16 protein-coding genes are annotated in these 19,436 nt (G+C 40.4%); 4 read left to right on the top strand and 12 right to left on the bottom strand.

The genetic code is table 11. The features are described from left to right. Nucleotides 1-311: 311 nt before the first annotated feature. The 5 genes from H6G86_RS01595 to H6G86_RS01575 all read right to left on the bottom strand — a co-directional run bounded on the left by H6G86_RS01595 (nt 312) and on the right by H6G86_RS01575 (nt 6,145). A complete protein-coding gene (locus H6G86_RS01595) occupies nt 312-1,448 on the bottom strand; it encodes an AIR synthase related protein (protein WP_190932801.1) in 1,137 nt (378 codons plus the stop codon). 87 nt (nt 1,449-1,535) lie between these two features. Next, the gene (locus tag H6G86_RS01590) at nt 1,536-1,742 is read right to left on the bottom strand and encodes a hypothetical protein (protein ID WP_012412689.1); all 207 of its coding nucleotides are present in this window, start codon (nt 1,740-1,742) and stop codon (nt 1,536-1,538) included. 411 nt (nt 1,743-2,153) lie between these two features. Further along, entirely contained in the window at nt 2,154-2,756 is a 603-nt protein-coding gene (gene sodB / locus H6G86_RS01585) for a superoxide dismutase [Fe] (RefSeq protein WP_114084820.1), read from the bottom strand. 489 nt (nt 2,757-3,245) lie between these two features. Beyond that, on the bottom strand, nt 3,246-4,853 hold the full coding sequence (locus H6G86_RS01580) for a bifunctional pantoate--beta-alanine ligase/(d)CMP kinase (RefSeq protein WP_190932800.1): 1,608 nt from the start codon (nt 4,851-4,853) through the stop codon (nt 3,246-3,248). Between the two features lie 185 nt (nt 4,854-5,038). Continuing rightward, nucleotides 5,039-6,145: a septal ring lytic transglycosylase RlpA family protein gene (locus tag H6G86_RS01575; RefSeq protein WP_190932799.1), complete on the bottom strand. Its 1,107-nt coding sequence runs from the start codon at nt 6,143-6,145 to the stop codon at nt 5,039-5,041. A gap of 891 nt (nt 6,146-7,036) precedes the next feature. On the opposite strand from H6G86_RS01575, the gene glsA reads away from it, so the two are divergent. Then, nucleotides 7,037-8,020, top strand: a complete 984-nt coding sequence (glsA, locus tag H6G86_RS01570; protein ID WP_190932798.1) for a glutaminase A — start codon at nt 7,037-7,039, stop codon at nt 8,018-8,020. Between the two features lie 87 nt (nt 8,021-8,107). Here glsA and H6G86_RS01565 read toward each other — a convergent pair whose 3' ends face one another. The 4 genes from H6G86_RS01565 to H6G86_RS01555 form a co-directional block, all read right to left on the bottom strand. Next, a complete protein-coding gene (locus tag H6G86_RS01565; protein WP_163930699.1) occupies nt 8,108-8,911 on the bottom strand; it encodes a nucleotidyltransferase domain-containing protein in 804 nt (267 codons plus the stop codon). 377 nt (nt 8,912-9,288) lie between these two features. Then, on the bottom strand, nt 9,289-10,104 hold the full coding sequence (locus H6G86_RS01560) for a DUF1838 domain-containing protein (RefSeq protein ID WP_190932797.1): 816 nt from the start codon (nt 10,102-10,104) through the stop codon (nt 9,289-9,291). A 146-nt stretch (nt 10,105-10,250) separates the two neighbouring features. Then, the gene (locus H6G86_RS39385) at nt 10,251-10,379 is read right to left on the bottom strand and encodes a hypothetical protein (RefSeq protein ID WP_277883520.1); all 129 of its coding nucleotides are present in this window, start codon (nt 10,377-10,379) and stop codon (nt 10,251-10,253) included. 3 nt (nt 10,380-10,382) lie between these two features. Continuing rightward, nucleotides 10,383-11,567 (bottom strand): AbrB family protein, encoded by a 1,185-nt coding sequence (locus H6G86_RS01555; protein WP_190932796.1) that lies wholly within the window; start codon nt 11,565-11,567, stop codon nt 10,383-10,385. 852 nt (nt 11,568-12,419) lie between these two features. Between H6G86_RS01555 and H6G86_RS01550 the strand changes: the two genes are divergently transcribed. Next, nucleotides 12,420-14,498 carry an ATP-binding protein gene (locus tag H6G86_RS01550; RefSeq protein WP_190932795.1) on the top strand — a complete coding sequence of 693 codons (2,079 nt, stop codon included), beginning with the start codon at nt 12,420-12,422 and terminating at the stop codon, nt 14,496-14,498. 337 nt (nt 14,499-14,835) lie between these two features. Here H6G86_RS01550 and H6G86_RS01545 read toward each other — a convergent pair whose 3' ends face one another. Beyond that, nucleotides 14,836-16,017 carry a serine hydrolase domain-containing protein gene (locus tag H6G86_RS01545; protein ID WP_206758421.1) on the bottom strand — a complete coding sequence of 394 codons (1,182 nt, stop codon included), beginning with the start codon at nt 16,015-16,017 and terminating at the stop codon, nt 14,836-14,838. A 155-nt stretch (nt 16,018-16,172) separates the two neighbouring features. On the opposite strand from H6G86_RS01545, the gene fdhD reads away from it, so the two are divergent. Continuing rightward, entirely contained in the window at nt 16,173-17,006 is an 834-nt protein-coding gene (gene fdhD, locus H6G86_RS01540; protein WP_190932793.1) for a formate dehydrogenase accessory sulfurtransferase FdhD, read from the top strand. 199 nt (nt 17,007-17,205) lie between these two features. Here fdhD and pnuC read toward each other — a convergent pair whose 3' ends face one another. Both pnuC and H6G86_RS01530 read right to left on the bottom strand, forming a co-directional pair. Then, the gene (pnuC, locus tag H6G86_RS01535; RefSeq protein WP_242064648.1) at nt 17,206-17,847 is read right to left on the bottom strand and encodes a nicotinamide riboside transporter PnuC; all 642 of its coding nucleotides are present in this window, start codon (nt 17,845-17,847) and stop codon (nt 17,206-17,208) included. Between the two features lie 11 nt (nt 17,848-17,858). After that, entirely contained in the window at nt 17,859-18,887 is a 1,029-nt protein-coding gene (locus H6G86_RS01530; protein WP_190932792.1) for an AAA family ATPase, read from the bottom strand. A 150-nt stretch (nt 18,888-19,037) separates the two neighbouring features. Between H6G86_RS01530 and H6G86_RS01525 the strand changes: the two genes are divergently transcribed. After that, nucleotides 19,038-19,199, top strand: coding sequence for a hypothetical protein (locus tag H6G86_RS01525; protein ID WP_190932791.1), 162 nt, complete (start codon nt 19,038-19,040; stop codon nt 19,197-19,199). Nucleotides 19,200-19,436: the final 237 nt, after the last annotated feature.

Here is a 19,436-nt window from a genome sequence, read left to right as displayed (position 1 = left end):
TTTGAACTACTTTAAATGTAAGTAGTAAAAAATATTGCATATAAAATTTTATAAATACGCTTATACTATTTATGCTAAATATCTTGATTTGAAAGGCTTAGGAGAATAATTTTCTCAAATTAGTCTGGGATTTAAATATATATCACGTGTTAAAAAAATAGAAATCCCAGTAATTATACTAGCTTTTATTTCATTTAGTAATGACTTCAGTGTAGGCAAAGCCAGCAGCAGGCATCGCATGAGTGGAGTTTACAATAGCTCTCCAAAAACTAGCGATGTCTACGACGGGCTATGCCTAAGCTTGCGGCTAATTATACTCCCCGCGCAATTCCAAAAGAATCTCCCTTCAAAGTCACCCCAAGCGGTTTTATTACCACCTCGCGGCTAAGGGACGCTTCAACCCTGCCGGCAATCACAGCCGTTAGCTGATGTTCTCTTGCGAGGATGACAATCCTTTCTGCATCCTGCTCAGATTCCGTATAAAATGCAAATCCGGCTCCGTAATTGAACACGGAAAGCATCGTCTCTGCCCCGCCCTCAAGATGACCCTCGACAAAAGTAAATATCTCCGGCACTGGGAGCATTGTTTCGATGACGTACCGAAGTGGCTTCACCGACCGCATCAGCTTCTGCCAACCATGACCAGTAATATTTTCCATCGCGGTGGGGCGAATTCCTTCGCCAAGCACCGCCTGTACAAGTGGCGTGTAGAGATACGACGCAGCATTCATCGCTTCCCAAAACTCCTGCCCACTCGGAAGTTTTGTTCTATAGCCATCAGGAAGAGACTCAGTAAGCTTTCGCAATGGGGTAAACCCGTTCTCATGGGGGCCAGAACTCTCAACAAGAACAATAGTATTTCCGGCATCCAGACGCGAGCTATCAATGGCAGCGACACCAGGTGGCATCACGCCAAAAACCGAACCCGCAATGTCGAGCCGGCCTGGAATCATCTTAGTTTTCAGTTGAGGAGTTTCCCCTGAGAGATAGACACACCCTACTCGTTTGCACCCCTCAACGATTCCATCCAGAAACCCATCAAGGAAAGCGGGGGTAAAGATCGTTTCAGGAGTACTTGATGGCAGATAAAGACCAAGAAGTAGAGTCTGCATCCCTGATGTTGCCGCGTCGTTTGTCAAACACGAGATCATCTTGATACCGATATTCCACCAAAATCGCCGAAGTTCTTCTTCAGAAAGGTCATCAGGGCGGGTATCGTCTGCCGTTCCTAGTCCTTCAGGGACGAGTGTTAGAGAAAGTTCTGGAGCGCCCGCTTGAATAAATGGAGCGAGGTTGAAGTTGAAAGCGTTAGCACTTGCTCCAAGACCCGACGAGGGGACGGTACCATAGGCACTTGCAAAGGTAAGTGTGCGTTTTGCAGCATCGATGAAGCGTCTTTTTGCGGCATCGAGAGTATCGTAATCGACTTGATCGAGAGCTTGAGCCATCAGGTTGCGTTTTAAGTTAGGAGTAAAGACGCGATTAATAGCGTCTATGCAAGAGTTAAAAATTAGGAGAAGTCATCACTCCTCACTTTAAAATACCTCATCTTCAATACCACGCCACCATTCACCCAAATTCATCAAGTCTTGGTAAATATCTTCTAATTCTTTGGTGTAGACATCATTTGTAAGGGTGGCTCGACGCTCTTGCAATTTCTTAAGGCGCAGTTGTACCAATACCCAAGGTTTAGTGATGCTATTCGTTGCTTCGATGTATTGTGCTAGTTCTTTGCTATCCATAATGTTTTATATTTTTCAGAATTACACGCTGTACAAAAGAATCATGTTGTGTATAAGCTAAATATTTGATTTCAGGTTTTTATTAATTATTCTTTAATAGTAAATATATCTACGTTATAAAAGCAATTAATGTAGACGCGGAGAGGCTGCCCGCAGGGTATTGCCCTTACAACAAATGGTTTTTTTTAACATTCATATTTGGTCTTTTCTGTCAATGCATAAATCCTAATTTTGACTTTCATACAAATATTTTTATTCAGACAGTGCCCATCCCACTACTGAAAAACAGAAAAGGGAGAAACTAAAAACAATTTCTCCCTTTTCTGGTGGACTTTCTGCTTCAACTTTTGCAAATTAACTTATGGAGCAGCTTACTAAGAGGCATCGCACTCAGTTCAAACCAGCAATTAATTAAGCTTTAGCCAAGTTTTCAGCAGCAAAGTCCCAGTTAACCAAGTTATCTAGGAAATTCTTGATGAACGCTGGACGGGCATTTCTGTAGTCAATGTAGTAAGCGTGTTCCCAAACATCCAAGGTTAGGAGTGCCTTCTTACCATGAGCTAGAGGGTTTTCTGCATTTGGTGTTTTGATCACCTTCAGCGTACCACCATCATCAATCAGCCAAGACCAACCACTGCCAAATTGAGTTGCAGCTGCGTTAGAGAACTCTTCCTTGAATTTGTCGAAGCTACCAAAATCTTTATCAATCCTGGCTGCAAGATCGCCAGTGGGTGCGCCGCCACCATTTGGTTTTAAGGAATTCCAGAAGAAGGTGTGGTTCCAAACTTGAGCAGCGTTGTTGAAGATTCCCGCCTTAGAGGAGTCTTGGAAGGAAATTTTGATCACTTCTTCCAGAGACTTATCAGCAAGTTCTGTACCTTCAGTCAGCTTGTTGAGGTTGTCTACATAAGCTTTGTGATGCTTACCATAGTGATACTCGAAAGTTTCAGCTTTCATGCCATTTGGCTCTAAAGCATTCTTGTCGAAGGGTAGCGGGGGCTGTACAAATACCATTGTGTGAAATCCTCTCTTTACCGGTTTCCAGTTTCAAGCTATTGCAGAAGCTTGGAAAATTAACAGCTTTTATTTTTAAGGTTTTATGTCTTTAATGATGGAACATAAAACTTAACATCGTCATTCTACTACCAAAGTGAAGATAAAGTGAAGATGAAAAGAAAGTACTTCGGTGATAAGTCAAATCGCTATGAATTCACAGTTATAAATAAAAATGGCTAATATCTCGTAGCGAAAGCCCAATCTATAATTAGCATTTAGCAATTAAAGCTTTAATACTTCTATCTTTAGTAGGATTAATTACGATGTGGTAAATCAGTCGAAAGCTAGATGATTTAATACTTAAATAATCTAATAATTCTAAATCTAAGGCTTAGTAAATCAATAATGAAATTATCTTATTTTGAAATATTGTTTTGAGGATGGTAAGTGAATAATCACTCACCCACCACCCTTTGAAACTAAAAAGTTAACAGTAAATAGCGGTGATTAGCACTGAGATAAACGCTGCTGGTAATAGTTAACAATTTGTGCCGTGACTTCAGACACATCCAAACCATCAGTTTGAACTTCAATGGCATCTGCTGCTTTTTGCAAAGGCGAAACTTTGCGTGTGCTATCTTTCCAGTCACGTTCGGCAATATCCCGTTCTAGCTGCTCTAAATTGATTGCGGATTGACCTTGTTTGTGAAAGTCTTCCTGGCGACGACGGGCGCGTTCACTCACAGAAGCAGTTAAGAAGATTTTGACTTCAGCATCGGGAAAAACGTGAGTACCAATATCTCGTCCCTCAGCGACTAAACCACCTTTTTTACCCCAGCTTTGCTGTTGTTTAACCAGTGCTTGACGGACAGCGCTTTGGGCTGCGATCGCAGATACTTGAGATGTTACCTCAATGGTGCGAATTACCTGAGTAACATCAGTACCGTTAATCCAAACCTGCACAGACGATTGTAAATCCTGGGTAGGAGTAAGTTCAATTTTACACAGGTTAGTTAATTCAGCGATCGCACACTCATCATCAATAGCAATCCCCTTTTGCAGTACAAGCCAAGTGACAGCACGGTACATTGCTCCTGTATCTAAATAGACTAAACCCAAGTTTGCTGCCACTTGTCGCGCCACTGTCGATTTTCCAGCCCCGGCTGGGCCATCAATGGCGATGATGGGTTGACGATCGCGCAAGATGATATTGTCAATCAAACGTGTAGAACCAAGACGAGCTGCGATCGCCAACATTCCTTCCTCCTCAACTTTTTCTAAAGACATCAACGTAGTCGGTTCAACTAATTCAATATATTCCACTAAAATTGTGCTGACCATTGCCACTTCTTGCTGTACCACTGCTATCAACTTGTTGCTATTGCGATCGCCTGCAATGAATGCAGCTTCAGCCCGTTGCAAGCCGCGATATAATGCCGCCGCTTGTTCTTTTGCCGTTGCAGTCAAATATTGATTACGAGAACTGAAGGCAAGACCCGACGCTTCCCGCACTGTTGGACAAGCAACAATTTCTACTGGCAAATTTAAGTCAGCTACTAAGCGTTTAATAATTGCCAGTTGCTGACCATCTTTTTGACCAAAGTAGGCACGGTCAGGCTGTACCAAGTTGAAAAGCTTGGTAACAATCGTAGCGACACCTTGAAAGTGACCCAGGCGAGAACGACCACACAAGCCTGTCATCATAGCAGATGGGGGTATAACTTGTGTAACCTTTGATTCTTGTATACTCTTCTGGGGAACTGCCATCTCTTCAGGAGTCGGTGCAAAAATGGCATCTACCCCAGCTTGTTCACAAAGTTTTTGGTCTTGCTCTAAAGTCCGGGGGTAGCGTTGGTAATCCTCGTTAGGAGCAAATTGTAGGGGATTGACGAAAATACTCACAATCACCGTAGAATTTTCTTGCCGCGCCCGTTGGATCAAGCTTAAATGACCTTGATGCAAATTCCCCATCGTTGGTACTAGACCGACTGCTGTCTGATACCAGCCAGTTATCTCATCTAGTCTTAGATCCTCAGTAACCGCAATCAGCTTGTTTTCTGAGCAGCGTTTAGTTAAATAGCAGCGTAAAGCTGCGACTGTTGTCAGCAGGCGCACAAAAATACCCCTAGTTCTTATCGATCCCTCCCCCGTTAGTTTATATCTGAAACAGAGGGAAGAGTTGATTGAACTAGGGGAATTAAGTGATACGGAACTTGAATTGGATTTAGGGGAAAGGTTATAAATGACAGGTGATAGGGAATAATCTTTTCCCTGTAACCTGTAACCTGTAACCTACTCGATTATTTTCCCAAAACTTCAATATGTACTGGTGCTACGCCACTGCCCATCATTCCCAAAACTCGAGCCGCGCCAGCAGATACGTCAATGACCCGACCCCGAATGTATGGGCCTCGGTCATTAATTCGCAGCACTACAGAACGACCGTTGCGGGTGTTGGTTACACGCACTTGCGTACCAAAGGGTAAGCTGCGATGGGCGGCAGTCATTGCTTCTGGATTGAATCTCTGACCGCTTGCAGTCTGAGTACCAGAACCGTCATAGCCGTAAAAAGAAGCCATACCTCTCAAGGTGGCTTGCACTGCGCCGACGGCAATTTGTTGAGGCAGCTTTGGTATTGATATTTTACGGACTGGTAAATTCGCAATCTCTTTTAGGGGAGATGCATTGCCCAGTAGCCTCCGCAGGCGATTAGTTGCTTGCAATGCATCTTCTGCCAAATTTTTGGTGGGATTGGTCTGTGCTAGTCGTGTAGCTTCGTTGATTTCGACCAATTCTTCGCCATTAATTTTGATTACATAGCGATCGCCATCTTGCTGGGAGGGAGCGCTTTTGTTTTGTGCTTGATTGCCATTAGATTTTTCCCCTGCTTTCCAACTGACGGTAATTTTACTGCCGTCTACACTTTCCCGATTCAACTGGTTGATCTTAGCTGCTACTACACCAGCTATCTGAACCGGGTCATTGTCAGAGGAGCTAATCTGGTTACTCACATCTGTTGCGTCGTCAGCATTAAGTGCCTTTGGTGAATTGCTAGCAATAAGGGCGTACTCTTGTACGCCCCCAGTATTTCCAATTGCACCAACTTTTTTAGATTCAAAATTCGTATTTGATACAGAACTCAAAAAGGTGAGAACAGGTATATTTCGGATAAAAAGGGTTGCCGCCTTACGTCCTCTAATGTTGTGAGGATGAATTTCTGTAATCACAGCATCCAAGGTTTGTCTCCCTGCTCTGGATTGGTACTCTCCCACCTTAACCACATCAGGGGCAGGTGATTTTTGGGATGCTAGAGCATTTCCCTTGGTGGTTTGAGTACAACCGACTGAAGGTATGCCCAAAACAGCCATAGACAGGGCAACAATAATCCACAAATGTCTTTGATTCATGCGTCCGTTTTTGAAAGCGACTGTAGAACTTTAAAGTTTTATAAATTGCGGGATTTTTCACTCGTGAAAGTGATTTCCCTTCTGAAAAACTCGAACTCGTTCCGTTTTCACTTTGTTATTTATAACTCGCAACAGACTAACACGAACCTTTTGGCTTGGGGATCAGGGTTTTAGCGTAATTATCGACTGCTTAATCAAATTAAAGTTCCAAATTTAAGGTTGAAACCTTTCTCAAGGGCGGACTTTGGCTATGTAACGCTTTTTTCTGCAACTCAAAAATTTCTTAAAAAAACTTTACGCTTGTTGCACCCTAAAGTGACGACACCCTATTGACTTCTGTTCTAAAGGCTCACTACTACTCGTGTATTCTAGATAACATGTATTTTCACTATTTCCTATAAGAAGATAATATAACTTTAATTAAATGGCATCGGCATAAATACTTAAAATCGTTTATTTAATTAAATATTTAGATTTCCCTATGAATAAGTCGTGATATGAGTTACATCTACAATAATTATGCAAATTAGTTTGAGTTTAAGATGTTTTTTCTACTTAGATTAATCATGACTTTTATTCCCCATAAGTCAACGTAGATAAGTGATTAATATTACCTTTGATTACCGTATTACTGAGTATAAAATAAAGAAGGATACTCAACCTAATATTTTTTGTGATTAATGATGAAAAAATTAGAAAATCTTCGTGATCGATTGTAGCTCAACTTTTGGTAGTATCAAAAATAACAACAACCATTTTTGGTACTAAGTAATTGCTCAAAGATGATTTTTTAGAGCAAGCTATCTTTGACAAAATCTTTGCGGCTGTAGGTATGTACGGCTGCACCTCTATCTATATATAGTGAGTATTTTGGGGGGTGCTATCACCGTGATGACAAGCCAAGTAAATCAGAGAGATTTAGAAATAGATTCATCGCCATTATTAGCTGTTCTTCAGGAATTGCATTCTCAGTACAAGTTACTGCAAGAGGGTGCAGTAGCGAAATATATTCCAGAATTGGCAAAGGTAAACCCGGATTTGTTCAGCATTTGCATTGTCACAGTAGATGGTCAGATTTACAAAGTTGGCAATTACGACCAACTCTTTACCATTCAGTCGATTTCCAAAGTGTTTGCTTATGGACTTGCCTTAGAAGATCATGGACTCGATTACGTTTTAACTAGAGTTGGCGTAGAACCGACGGGCGACGCATTCAACGCGATCGTTTTAGATGAGCAATCGAAGCGACCTTATAACCCAATGGTAAACGCTGGTGCGATCGCAACCACTAGCTTAATCAAAGGTTCTGGCCCAACGGAACGTCTTAACCGAATGCTGGATATGTACAAGCGATATATCGGCCGGGACGTGTTCGTTGACATTTCAGTTTTTACCTCAGAACGCAGTACCGGACATCGCAACCGTGCAATGGCGCATCTGATGCTCAACTTTGGCATGATTGACCGGAATATTGAAGAGTCGCTGGATCTTTATTTCCAGCAGTGTGCTGTGATAGTGAATTGCCAAGACTTAGCAGTGATGGCGGCTACTCTAGCTAACAAAGGTATGAACCCCATCACCAAAGAACAGGCTGTAGATAAGCGTTACATCAAAGATATTCTCAGTGTGATGTACACCTGCGGAATGTACAACTTTGCAGGTGAGTGGGCTTACAAAATTGGTCTTCCGGCAAAAAGCGGAGTTTGTGGTGGGATTATCGCGGTTGTACCCAATAAGATGGGTATTGGGGTTTTTTCGCCCCTGCTAGATGTGCGTGGTAATAGTGTGCGCGGGGTGAAGGTGTGTGAAGAACTTTCCCAACGCTTAGGTTTACATTTATTTGATTGTTCAGGTTCAGACGCGAAATTTGATTAAAGAAGGGAGATTGTGCAGCGTGTCGTAAGACAAGGCAGGAAGCAGGAGGTTTCATCTCAGTTGGAGATTTGAACCTTGAGTTGTGCGCTATTTGAAGTCATTTATTACTTTTTCTAAATACTTTGTGGAAGCAACTTCTGCTTGAGAGCGGATAATTAACTCTGGCATTGTTAATGTAGAGCGAAGCTGGCAGTACAAGCGAATGGTATGTTGAAGCGATCGCGCAATTTCTTCTTGATCATGTTTAGCGGGAATAGTCTGACGAAAATCGTTCAAGTAAGACGGAATTTCCCTTTCCAGATTTCTTACACCGCGTGCAAGCAGCCCAGATTGCACCTTAGCTAATGGGGCTAGAACTTGCCCACGCAGAAAAGAAAGAAAATCAATGACTTCAAAAAGTTCACCTCTTCCTAATTTAGTTGCACCATAGTGTACCCACACCCAAAAGCGGTCTTCAATCCACTGTGGGTCAAAGGGTGGATAGTCCCGTGGGTTCTCTGAAACAACTAAGGTTAGTAGATTTCCCCGCTCCCATAGAATAATCGGATTTTCTACGCGGTCTGTTTGAAAATCTTTTAAAAGCAAAAACTTCAAATCGACGTGTACAAGAGGACTGTCATACAGACAGATTAATAATCTGGGTTCGCCAACGTGTTCACCAGTAAAAGCTGCCAGCAATTTTCCCAGTCTGCTGGCTAAAAGCTGACGCTCTTTTAAAACTTGTTGATAATGAACATCATCTACAACAATAATGAGATCGAGGTCTGAGTACTCATCCATTTCTCTGCTCAAATAGGAACCACCGATGGCTACACCTAGCAAGCGGTCATCCGTCTTCAACTTTGCGAGAATCTGCTCTAAAAGCTTTCGTTGGGGTTCGGGAACAGCCATACTATTTCCAATTTCAAGGGATTTTCAAGAAATAAATTATCCAAATAAACAAACCACAGAGACAAGGCAGCGCGGTCTTCTCCCAAAGGGAGAGGCTAGCGCCAAGGGGGTTTCCCCCATGAGCGACTGCCGCACAGAGAACACAGAGTGAAGAGAAATAGAGAGAATTTTGCTATCGACTTTGGGATATTTTTTATTTGGAAGTCCCCAATAGCGATCGCAAAATAACTATATATATAGTCAGATATAGCGGTTCCCGCATGGGTAAGGTACAAAAAGAAATAATAGATACTGGTAGGGGCGCACAGCTAGCTGTGCGCCTATGGTCAAATTTTAAATTATCTCTCTTCGCATGTTCGTCCAACTTTCTAGCTAGTTTACAATTCTTCTGCTTGGGGAAGCGGGAAGATTTCACCAGCTAAATAAGACTGAAAGTGCTTTTGAAAGTACAACCAGGAAGTCATATCTTCCCCATCTATCAATGCTTTTGGGGCTTGTTTATATAGAGGAATACGGTTATTAATTTCGTCTTGCAGCAGTGGGGGCAGTTCTGTTAAACCATTGACTTTGCTGCCAACAGCACTGTAGATTAGTTGACCGGGGCGATCGCCCATTTTCATCCAAGGAAGCCATTGACCAATCCGATCCCAACTCAGTTTGAGTTCAGAAACTGAGGGAAGCGCTGAGTTGAATAAATCTGTGGTTGGCACAGTTAATTTAAATAATTCTGCTGCCTGATAAATTGGATTTGGGCTGTATTCGGCAAATTTGGGATCGTCTGCTAGGGGATTGGGGTAATAGGGAAATATGTCAAAAACGAAGGTTGTGCTGTCACCATCTACTTGTGCAGGGAAATTTCCCTCAAACTTCCCCTGCACTGGATTATTGGCAACATGAATCACCGGAACTGTCTCGTTTGTCCAAGGATTCTCCCATTTGCGTAAGACTTCATCTGTTTTTGGGTTGAGGTAGTAAGTTAGTTCCCTAGAAGTAAAATCCCAGCTACCCTCTGCTGTGGGAATACATCGGCTAACACTCAATCCCAGGATTTTAAATAGAAGTTGTCTTTTCTCGCCGGGGATAAAGGCATAAATCTTACCTTTCCAAATCAGGAAAGTGGATTCGCTAGGGTCGAGGGAAGAACGAGTTTTAACCCAGTGCTGCGCTTCAAGTTCTTGGATTTGAGCAACCATCTAAAGCATCCTTAGTGTTTGGATAACAAAAGGATAAGCTAACCAGCATTCAAGTTGCATTTTTGTCATTTGTCATTAGTCATTAGTCATTAGTCATTAGTCATTTGTCATTTGTCATTTGTCAAAAAATAATGCCCCATACTTCCCTACGAGAGGCTATGCTTCTCCAAAGGAGTACGACTGCGCTCAGTACCAATGCCCAATGCCCAATTCCCAATTCCCAATGCCCAATTCCCAATGCCCAATTCCCAATGCCCAATTCCCAATTCCTTCATTAATTAAACTGATTCAGAAAGTTGCTCATCTAAACGGCGAAACAAAAACACCCAAAGAGGTAGGGAACTGTTAATCGCAATTAGTCGCACTAAATGACCAGTTGTGACAATTTCAACATTATGATTTAATGCCAGGGAAACCAAGATCATTTCTGCTGACCCTCCTGGTGCTGTGACTAGCAAACAGGTTAACCAGTCCCAAGAGGTAAATTGCATCGCAAGTATAGCAGCGATCGCTCCGGCGATGAGGGTCATCCCTACAGACATCAAGGCATAGCCGACAGTCCGCTTCTGAAAGTTGGGTTTGTCTCCCCAATACTCACCAATGGTAATTCCCAGGAGCATTTGACCCAATAAGTTAATTAAAGGCGGCGGACTAAAACTAATATCACCCACAAAAGGCAGCCAATGTAGCAAAGGATTAAACCCGATACCAATTAACAATGCACCAAAGAAATCGCCGGCGGGAATTTTAAATAATATAGCTGGATAAACTACTAATACAGTGATTAGGAGTATTAACAAGAGTAATTCTAGTTGAGATGGATCGAGATTGAGCCAATCAGGGTTGATTGGGAGCGTTTGCGGGTAGTAATTACCAGCTGATGTCTTAGCGATGAAGGGGATCAAAACAACTACTGAAGTGACGCGAATCGCCTGAACTAGGGCAACTAAGCTGACATTTTTATTGTAATCGGCTGCGATCGCTGCCATAATTCCGACACCACCAGGAACAGTAGCCAGCATTGCTGTCAATAGGTTAGTTTTGCTGAGGCGGGCATACATATAACCAATACAACTTCCACTCAGCAGCAGAAACAAGGTCAGAAAAATAAATATGGGAATACCAGAAGCAACACTAGCTAGATTACCGTGGGTATTGGAAGCGCCGACAGTTAAGCCTACAAGTGCCATTCCCACTTTTCTAGCAGTGCGGTTAGGTTGAGGATAATACTGATAAAAAATTCGACACCCTTGAAGAACTACTGTACCAGCAGCAATCCCGCCAAATATCCAGGCAATCCTGCCAATTTGGAATTTGGCGAGGAGTAAACCCAGAGGTAATGCCAGAAGCATTTCCAAGACAAGGACAATTAATTGCTTCGTAAATAGCTGTTGTTTGGTAACAACAGGATTTTCATGGGTGTGTTCTTCTAGGCTGGGAGCAACACTTACACTTTGATTCATCAATACAAGCTTTTTTATTAATTTAACTTATGTACTAAAGCTAACGCGATCGCACAACATAAATAGAGTCTATCAAGCTAAGTTTACTAAGATCGTAGTAAGCACTTTAGCGTTCAAATCAATCATTTAAGTCCTGACTAGGAAGTTATTCATCTATCAAAGTTAGTCTAGTGGACTACTAGATGTAAATTTACCGCGTGTTGCCTTCAAACAAAAATACCTATAGAGAGAGCATAAGGGCACAATGGGAGAGCGGAGTATATGTACGGCTGGACAAAAGCCGAAGCTTTAGGACATTAATTATTGCAATGATAAATAAATACGCCTGGGTTAAGGATAATCGTAGGTTTGCTTGAGGAACGAAACCCAACAATTAACTCTTGATGTTGGGTTCCGTTCTTTAAGCCAACTTACACAGTTTAAAGTTTTTATGGCTAACTGAACCGTATTGAATGATAAATAAATATAGTGTTATAGGACTCATATTTGATTGCGTGAAAAAACTCCGTATAACTCGAAAAGCCTTCTTTACTATTGCCTATTGCCTTCTTACACAAGATAGTTATTCAAATCAAGTAAATGTGAGCATATACTTGATTTGAATATTTAAAAATAGCTTAACTATACTTGTCCCTGAATAATTTAAGTCAATTCACTGCGGCTGCGATTTGCTTCTGACCAAAAAGCTATCTAAAATATAGGTTTTATACTTTGTGGAGGAATCTAAAATAGTTGTATGCAACATTTACCACCATTTTCCCTTTCCCTCTTTCTGGTAAGTTAGGATGACATCTGCATTGCTTAAATCAAGCGTGTTACAAATCCCAGATAATTCGTCAAAGGTACTTGCAGATGATAAACCTTAAAAGACTAAAATTTTTGCAAAAACTTCAACCCAAAATTCTATTTTTTACATTTGGAGCATCTTTATTACCAGTTTTCGTTTTGAGCAGTGCAGTTTGGCAATTAGTAGAACAACCACTCATTAAACTAGAAAAAACTCGCCTTGATGATCAAGTTTTAGCTTTTCGTGGATATACAGCTGCTACAGAAAAGGGACTTGCAAATTTAATTTCTAGTTATGCTAATTGGACTGATTTGTATAATGCAGTTCAACATTCAGATCGGGGGTGGATAAAAAAAGAAGTTTCTACTCAACTCTTATTCACGACTGATCTTGATGTAGTGAAGGTGATTCAGTCCAAAAACAAAGAGATAATTGGCTCTGCCGGAAATCAAATATCTAATCTCCCAATAGTACAAGCAAAAATCAAATATTTAAATAACCAGAATAAATTATCTCATGAGTTAATTGATACAGGGACACAAGGATTAGTATTGTTGGGAGGCTCACCGATTTACCGTAGTGATGGAACTGGAAAGCCATTCGGAACTTTAATTGCAGGACAGTTAATGGATAAAGTATGGCTCCGACAATTTTTAAATTATTCACAGCCGACCACTAGGTTGGAAATAATTTCTTTAGATGGAAAGTTTTTCGTCTCTAGTAGTTATGATTGGAAACCAGACATTTGGGAAAAAACTTATTTTGATTCTCAAATTTTACCAAATATTTCCCAAAAACACTCGGTCTATCGGATTCAGCCAAATTTGGGATTAAATACAATTTATGCTCCGATATATTCTGATAATAAGCCTATTGCTATTGTCAAAATCCAAATTGTAGCCAAATATTTTCAGGAGGCGAAGCTAATTCTTACCCGCTTGTTTTGGCTGGGCTTAAGTTTAGCAGTGCTACTGTCAGTATTAATTGCTCATTTACTAGCTCAACAAATTAGTAACCCAATTATCCAACTTGCAAAGCGTAGTAAAACTTTAGCAGCAGGTGATTTGAGTAGCCCCATTCCTAATGTTAAAAATGGTGGTGAAATTGGGCAGTTGGCTAATGCTTACCAGGAAATGGCTAATTCTCTCACAACCCTAATCAATAATTTAGAGCAAAGGGTAGCGCAACGCACTAAAGAATTAGAACTAGCTCGTCAAACATTGGAAGAACGAGTGCAAGAGCGGACAGTAGAGCTTTTACAAAAAAATCAGGAACTAGAGATGAAAACTGAACAATTGCATACAGCTTTAGATAATTTAAAAATGGCAGAATCGCATTTAATTCAAACAGAAAAAATGTCTTCATTAGGTAATCTGTTTGCTGGTATCGCTCACGAAATTAATAATCCAATTAATTTTATCTACGCTAATCTCACTCACATCAACAACTATACTCAAGATTTATTCAATCTCATCTTCAGGTATCAGCAACGCTATTCAGATCCAGAGATTCAAACCTATACAGAAAAAATCGAACTTGATTATTTAATAAAAGATTTACCTCAAATCATAGCTTCTATGAACACAGGTGCTAATCGGATTCAAGAGATTATTTTCTCTTTGAGAAATTTTTCTCGGCATGATGAAGCCGAGATCAAAAAAGTTAACCTTCATGAAGGGATTGATAGTACTTTGTTGCTGCTACAGCATCGTCTGAATCCTCATTATGATTGTCCAGTTATCCAGGTAATTAAAGAATATGACAATTTTCCCTTAATTGAGTGTTATCCTCGACAACTAAATCAAGTATTTATGCAGCTTTTACTAAATGCGATAGATGCTTTGGAATTACATGCAGAACAGTTAGATAAAAAAATTATAATTCAAACTAAAGATACTAAAAATAGTGTGATAATTAAAATTATTGACAATGGCATAGGTATAGATGATAAAAACATTTTTCAAGTATTTGATCCCTTTTTCACTACTAAATCTGTTGGTAAAGGTATAGGCTTAGGTTTAACTGTTTGCTATCAGATTATCCAAAATCATCAAGGAAATATTCAAGTTATTTCGCAATTAAATAGAAAAACGGAAGTCATTATTGAATTACCATATTTGCTTGGCAATAATTATGAATCCTAATGCTATTGCTAATCAGCAATTTTATTGTCTGTATAGCCGCGTAAAGCCTTCTCTTCTCTTTCAGAGACGCTAACGCGAACGAGAGGCTGCGCCAACGGCATAGCTTCGTTTAGCGCGTCAGCACCTTTCTGATATTTCCGCCTGTGACATCAAGCACCGCCTTCATCGCTAAATGCCTTACCCTGTGCGGTGACATTAAATCTTAGAATCAGAATAGTCAATCTAAATGTGCGTGATTTTAACGCCAAAGAGAAAACGCTTGAAATTTTGGGTAAAGGTAAGGGTAGCTAGTTCATTTTTCTTTACATAGTTTTATTTTATTATGCCAACTTACTTATTATTTATTACTAATAACCTCTAAACCTGTCCTAGCTATTGATTTAATATCAACACCCTGATCGTTTAGCAGCACTACTATAGTGGTATTTTGATTGGGGAGATATGCCAGCAATGTTGTGAAGCCATAAGCTATACCACTATGGCCAATTGCTGTTTCCAAAGGAGATGAGAACCGTTCTACACCTAACCCATAACTATAGCTTTCGCTATTATCTTTAAATTTCAGCATTTCTTTCATCATCTTCGAGGAAAGTAAGCTTTTTTTGACAAATAACGCTTTAGTAAACTTGGTTAAATCCTCTGCTGTTGAAACCAATCCACCATCTCCTAAACCGTTACCATCATTCACTTCGGCGTAGCTATCTAGCTTACCATCCTTATTGCGATCGCTATAACCTGTAGCTACTTCTCCAATTGTCGGTTCGCGCAATTCCGTGAAGGTGTGTTTTAATCCTAATGGTTTTAAAATCTGACTGCGGATTGCTTGTGCGAGAGTTTCTCTAGTTATATTTTCAACGATCAGTTCTAAAAGAATGTAGTTGCAATCAGTATAAATAAATTTTTCTCCAGGATTTGCCTGCGGTTCTTCCTGGTACATATACTGAATAGCTTCTCTGGCTGTCCAAGGCTGTGAGCGGCTTCTTTTGGCAGTAGCTTGAATAAACTCTTTTGTATTCAGGTATTCAGCAACACCACTGGTATGGTTGAGCAATTGACGAACTGTAATTTTGTCGCTGTTGACAATATGAGGAGTGATGTCTCTTGGTAGGTAGGTTGCGATCGCGCGATCTAATTCGATCTTCCTTTGCTCCACTAATTTCAGCACAACCACCGCCATAAAAGTTTTACTCATACTGGCAATGGAAAAGCCATCTGTGCGTTTCATCGGAGTTTTAGTTGACAAGTTATTGACACCAGATGCTCCCACCCAAGAACCTTGAGGTGTAGAAATATACATTACTGCACCGGGGATTTTTTCTTCTGCAACTATCTCATTTAAAAGTGTCTGTAGCTGAGAACTTTTTCCAACGATGGAGGTAGATGTGACTTGTTTAGCAAAAGATTTTTCAATTACTCTTTGACTAATGTTATTACTCACTAAATATCCTGCAAAACCAAGGGAAATCACAAAGACTATTGCAAATAAAGTTTTTCTGAAAGCCAAAAATATTAGGTTCATTTTACTTCCTAAATAGAAACCTACCCGATTTAGATCGACTGCACAAAGTAGTTAGTGAGTGAGAATCAAAGAGACATCTGATATACAAATAGCATTACTCTATTCCCAGATTAGTATCAAAATTTCGATTTACCAACTCTTACATAAATTTGACAATGCCAACTAAAAGCAAAACCAAAGCCACTGTTTGGGTAGTGGAAAAAGGTCAAGTACGGCCTCGTTTAGATCATCTCACTACAGAGGAACCTTTAGAAATTCGTCTTGTTCCTTTCCAGAAGACGGTAGCTGTAACAATGCGGACACCAGGTGCAGATTTTGAACTAGCAGCTGGTTTCCTCTACAGTGAAGGAGTCGTTAGTCGCAGAGAAGATATCCGACGTATCAGCTACTGCGTTGATGAATTAGTAGATGGTGAGCAACGCCATAATATTGTAAATGTAGAATTGCGGGATGGATTGATTCCAGATTTACAGCCTTTGGAGCGTCATTTCTATACTAGTAGCGCCTGTGGGGTGTGTGGTAAAGCTAGCCTTGAGGCTTTGCGTCTGCGGGGATGTCCAGTGATTCCTTCTGGCCCTACGGTAACACCTGAGATCGTATACAGCCTACCTGATAAGCTCCGGGCTGCTCAAGGTATCTTCACAGCTACAGGAGGTTTACACGCTGCGGCTATCTTCGATACTCAAGGTAATTTGTTAAACCTGTGGGAGGATGTTGGACGACACAATGCTTTGGATAAATTGATTGGTACAGCTTTTCTCAGTGACGAATTGCCTTTAAATAATTGTATTGTGCTGGTCAGTGGACGCTCTAGTTTTGAGATTTTGCAAAAGTCTACAACTGCTGGAGTTCCCATTATTTGTTCCGTTTCTGCTCCCAGTAGTTTGGCGGTATCTGTAGCCAAGGAATTCGGGATTACCTTAATTGGATTTCTGCGGGGAGAAAGATTTAATATTTACACTGGTTTGCAAAGAATTAACGCTGTTTAAGAACACTTTGGTAGTGGCGTAGCGAGGCTAAATTGTTGCAAAAAAATTTGGAGGTAGGGTTGAGGTTTTTTGATGAGAATTGTAAATTACAAAGACGCGATAAATCGCGTCTCTTGCCTTAACTCAACCCAACCTACATCTAATGCACTATTTTAGCTGTGCCATGCCGCTACGAAATAGAAAATATATACAGGGGTTTTTAATCCTGTATTTTAGCTGTCTTTAGCCAAGATATTGAACCGTTAATTGCTATGAATAGCAAAATTACATACAAAAAAGCAATAAATTTAACTTCTTTAACGTAGTACAACCAAATACCAATAACATCAACGATGATCCAGTAATGCCAGCTTTCAATCCTTTTTTTCACCATGAGCCACATAGCAGTAAAACTCATGATTGTTGTGAGTGCATCTAAGTAAGGAAAAGAAGCTTTTTCTGGAAATATTGCAGGGAGTAACAGGTGAATTTGACTCATCAAAGCTCCCGTTGCAAAGGAAATTGCTATTGTGATTGCCGCAATCAAAACAATTTTATGCGGTGGACTATATCGAATTAGCAAAACTTTACTAGAATCAGGTGTACTCCATCGCCACCAGCCATATACACTAACAACTAAATAGTAGATTTGTTCTAACATATCCGAATACAAATGGATTTGATAGAAAAGTGCCATATATAGCAATACACTGACTATTCCAACAGGCCAAGTCAAAATTTTTCTTTGAGAAATTAGCCACGCCGACCATAAATAAAAGACCGTTCCCAAGAGTTCTATGTAGCTCATGGGATATCCTATCAGATTGAAGGCTATAGTATTTACACTCCAAAATTCCAGCATATTGATGCACTTTATAAAATAATTTTATTGAAAAATAGCTCTCCTAAGTTGGTATACTTTTGGTAACAAGACAATACTTTTTTAACAATACTAATACGTGTCATGAGGTCGCCAGACAAGCGAAAAAATGGAATTTTTCTCACAATTAAATCGCTCACAATTTGTTTTTGAAATATGCTACGGTTTGCCTCTCCAGAGCGATCCCAGGTATCATCGTAGGGTATATCTAGATCGCAAAAAAACACTAAATCATAGCGCGATATGACTTGATGGGCAAGTTCTGCTAACTCTAGAGCAACAGTTTTGTGGTAATACAACGAGAATTGATAGGTTGTCAAGGCATTGGTATCTGTAAATAAGTACTGGTTTGCTTGCAATAATAAGGCTTCTTCACGTTCTAAATGCCCTTTGGCAATCTCCACAAGTTGCAAGAGCGAAAGTCGTCTGTTGATTTGATTTTTTTCCCAATACTCGCGCCCGTACTCCGGCATCCATACAGTGTTGTACTCTTTAGCTAATTGTGATGCAATGGTGGTTTTACCAGTTGAAGGAGCGCCCAGAAAAACAATGTTAGCGATCAGATCGCGGTATACATCAGGATGTAAATATTCCCGCATTGCGTAAGTGTCTGTTCTGACTTGCGTTCCTGAAATTGGAAAAGTTTTGCGATCGCAATCCACAAGTCGATTAACTGCTCCTAGTGCCTGGCTTACGTGTTCGCCGTAAAATTCACTACAGTAAAAGTGGGTAATTTTTTTTGATTCCAGTTGTTTCAGGATGTAATCTTCGTGCATTTTCTTAATCTCAGGAGTGTCCCCAACCTCAGTTGGGCCATCCCAAGCTTCAATCACCTGGATTTGAGGATAAATTTTTCGCAGCCAGTTAGCTCGAACGGTTAAAGGAATCGCAGTCACCTCTGGACACTCGTAAATCATCACCAGCACTTCATCCATCTCTGCTAAAGCAGTTTCAATTACCAATTGATGTCCTTTGTGTAGAGGTGCGTATTTGCCTAGCGTGAGTCCGCATGTACCAGCCATAGTTTTGACTTTCTTTAGCTTTATATTTGAATTACAATAATGTCTATTTAAAAAACTTGGAAACATTGGACTTATAACTTTTGGTTGATGAGCTTGTTAGTTAATTAGATGAAAATTTTGCTGGAATTTAGAAAATATTAAGCAAAAAATATGTCCAAGATCGCAATTATTGACTTGCAGCCTGACAATCAAGTTGAAGAACGCGAAGTGTCTGAGGCATTTATGGCGGTAGTCATTGGAGGAATTCAAGTTAAGCTTCTAGGTAATAATATTCTGGATGCGACATTCAAGGGTTTTACATTGACAGTTTAAATTTGGCAACATATCGCTTGGGGAAGGGGTAAATTCAAATCTTTTCCCCTTAATTCAAAGAGGTTGCCTACACACCAGTAATAATAAATACCTTTTATGGTGCGTGACTGCTGCCATGCAATCACACAAAAAGACAAAGGTGCCGGTTCCTTTCTCTTGATCCTCTCTTTGGCAGAGGTATTATTTTTCAGACAAATTTTTTAATATACGGAATGACTCAAGTATGGTTACACTACC

Source organism: Nostoc sp. FACHB-133 (assembly GCF_014698055.1).
Taxonomy (GTDB): Bacteria; Cyanobacteriota; Cyanobacteriia; order Cyanobacteriales; family Nostocaceae; genus Nostoc.
The sequence above is the reverse complement of the archived record's forward strand: the minus strand, read 5'-3'. Positions and strand labels throughout refer to the sequence as shown.

What these genes read in the sequence shown, in the direction of transcription:
- H6G86_RS01595 (WP_190932801.1), bottom strand. Translation starts at nt 1,448, where the DNA reads ATGGCTCAAGCTCTCGATCAAGTCGATTACGATACTCTCGATGCCGCA.
- H6G86_RS01590 (WP_012412689.1), bottom strand. Translation starts at nt 1,742, where the DNA reads ATGGATAGCAAAGAACTAGCACAATACATCGAAGCAACGAATAGCATC.
- sodB (WP_114084820.1), bottom strand. Translation starts at nt 2,756, where the DNA reads ATGGTATTTGTACAGCCCCCGCTACCCTTCGACAAGAATGCTTTAGAG.
- H6G86_RS01575 (WP_190932799.1), bottom strand. Translation starts at nt 6,145, where the DNA reads ATGAATCAAAGACATTTGTGGATTATTGTTGCCCTGTCTATGGCTGTT.
- glsA (WP_190932798.1), top strand. Translation starts at nt 7,037, where the DNA reads ATGACAAGCCAAGTAAATCAGAGAGATTTAGAAATAGATTCATCGCCA.
- H6G86_RS01565 (WP_163930699.1), bottom strand. Translation starts at nt 8,911, where the DNA reads ATGGCTGTTCCCGAACCCCAACGAAAGCTTTTAGAGCAGATTCTCGCA.
- H6G86_RS01560 (WP_190932797.1), bottom strand. Translation starts at nt 10,104, where the DNA reads ATGGTTGCTCAAATCCAAGAACTTGAAGCGCAGCACTGGGTTAAAACT.
- H6G86_RS39385 (WP_277883520.1), bottom strand. Translation starts at nt 10,379, where the DNA reads ATGAAGGAATTGGGAATTGGGCATTGGGAATTGGGCATTGGGAATTGG.
- H6G86_RS01555 (WP_190932796.1), bottom strand. Translation starts at nt 11,567, where the DNA reads ATGAATCAAAGTGTAAGTGTTGCTCCCAGCCTAGAAGAACACACCCAT.
- H6G86_RS01550 (WP_190932795.1), top strand. Translation starts at nt 12,420, where the DNA reads ATGATAAACCTTAAAAGACTAAAATTTTTGCAAAAACTTCAACCCAAA.
- H6G86_RS01545 (WP_206758421.1), bottom strand. Translation starts at nt 16,017, where the DNA reads ATGAACCTAATATTTTTGGCTTTCAGAAAAACTTTATTTGCAATAGTC.
- fdhD (WP_190932793.1), top strand. Translation starts at nt 16,173, where the DNA reads ATGCCAACTAAAAGCAAAACCAAAGCCACTGTTTGGGTAGTGGAAAAA.
- pnuC (WP_242064648.1), bottom strand. Translation starts at nt 17,847, where the DNA reads ATGCTGGAATTTTGGAGTGTAAATACTATAGCCTTCAATCTGATAGGA.
- H6G86_RS01530 (WP_190932792.1), bottom strand. Translation starts at nt 18,887, where the DNA reads ATGGCTGGTACATGCGGACTCACGCTAGGCAAATACGCACCTCTACAC.
- H6G86_RS01525 (WP_190932791.1), top strand. Translation starts at nt 19,038, where the DNA reads ATGTCCAAGATCGCAATTATTGACTTGCAGCCTGACAATCAAGTTGAA.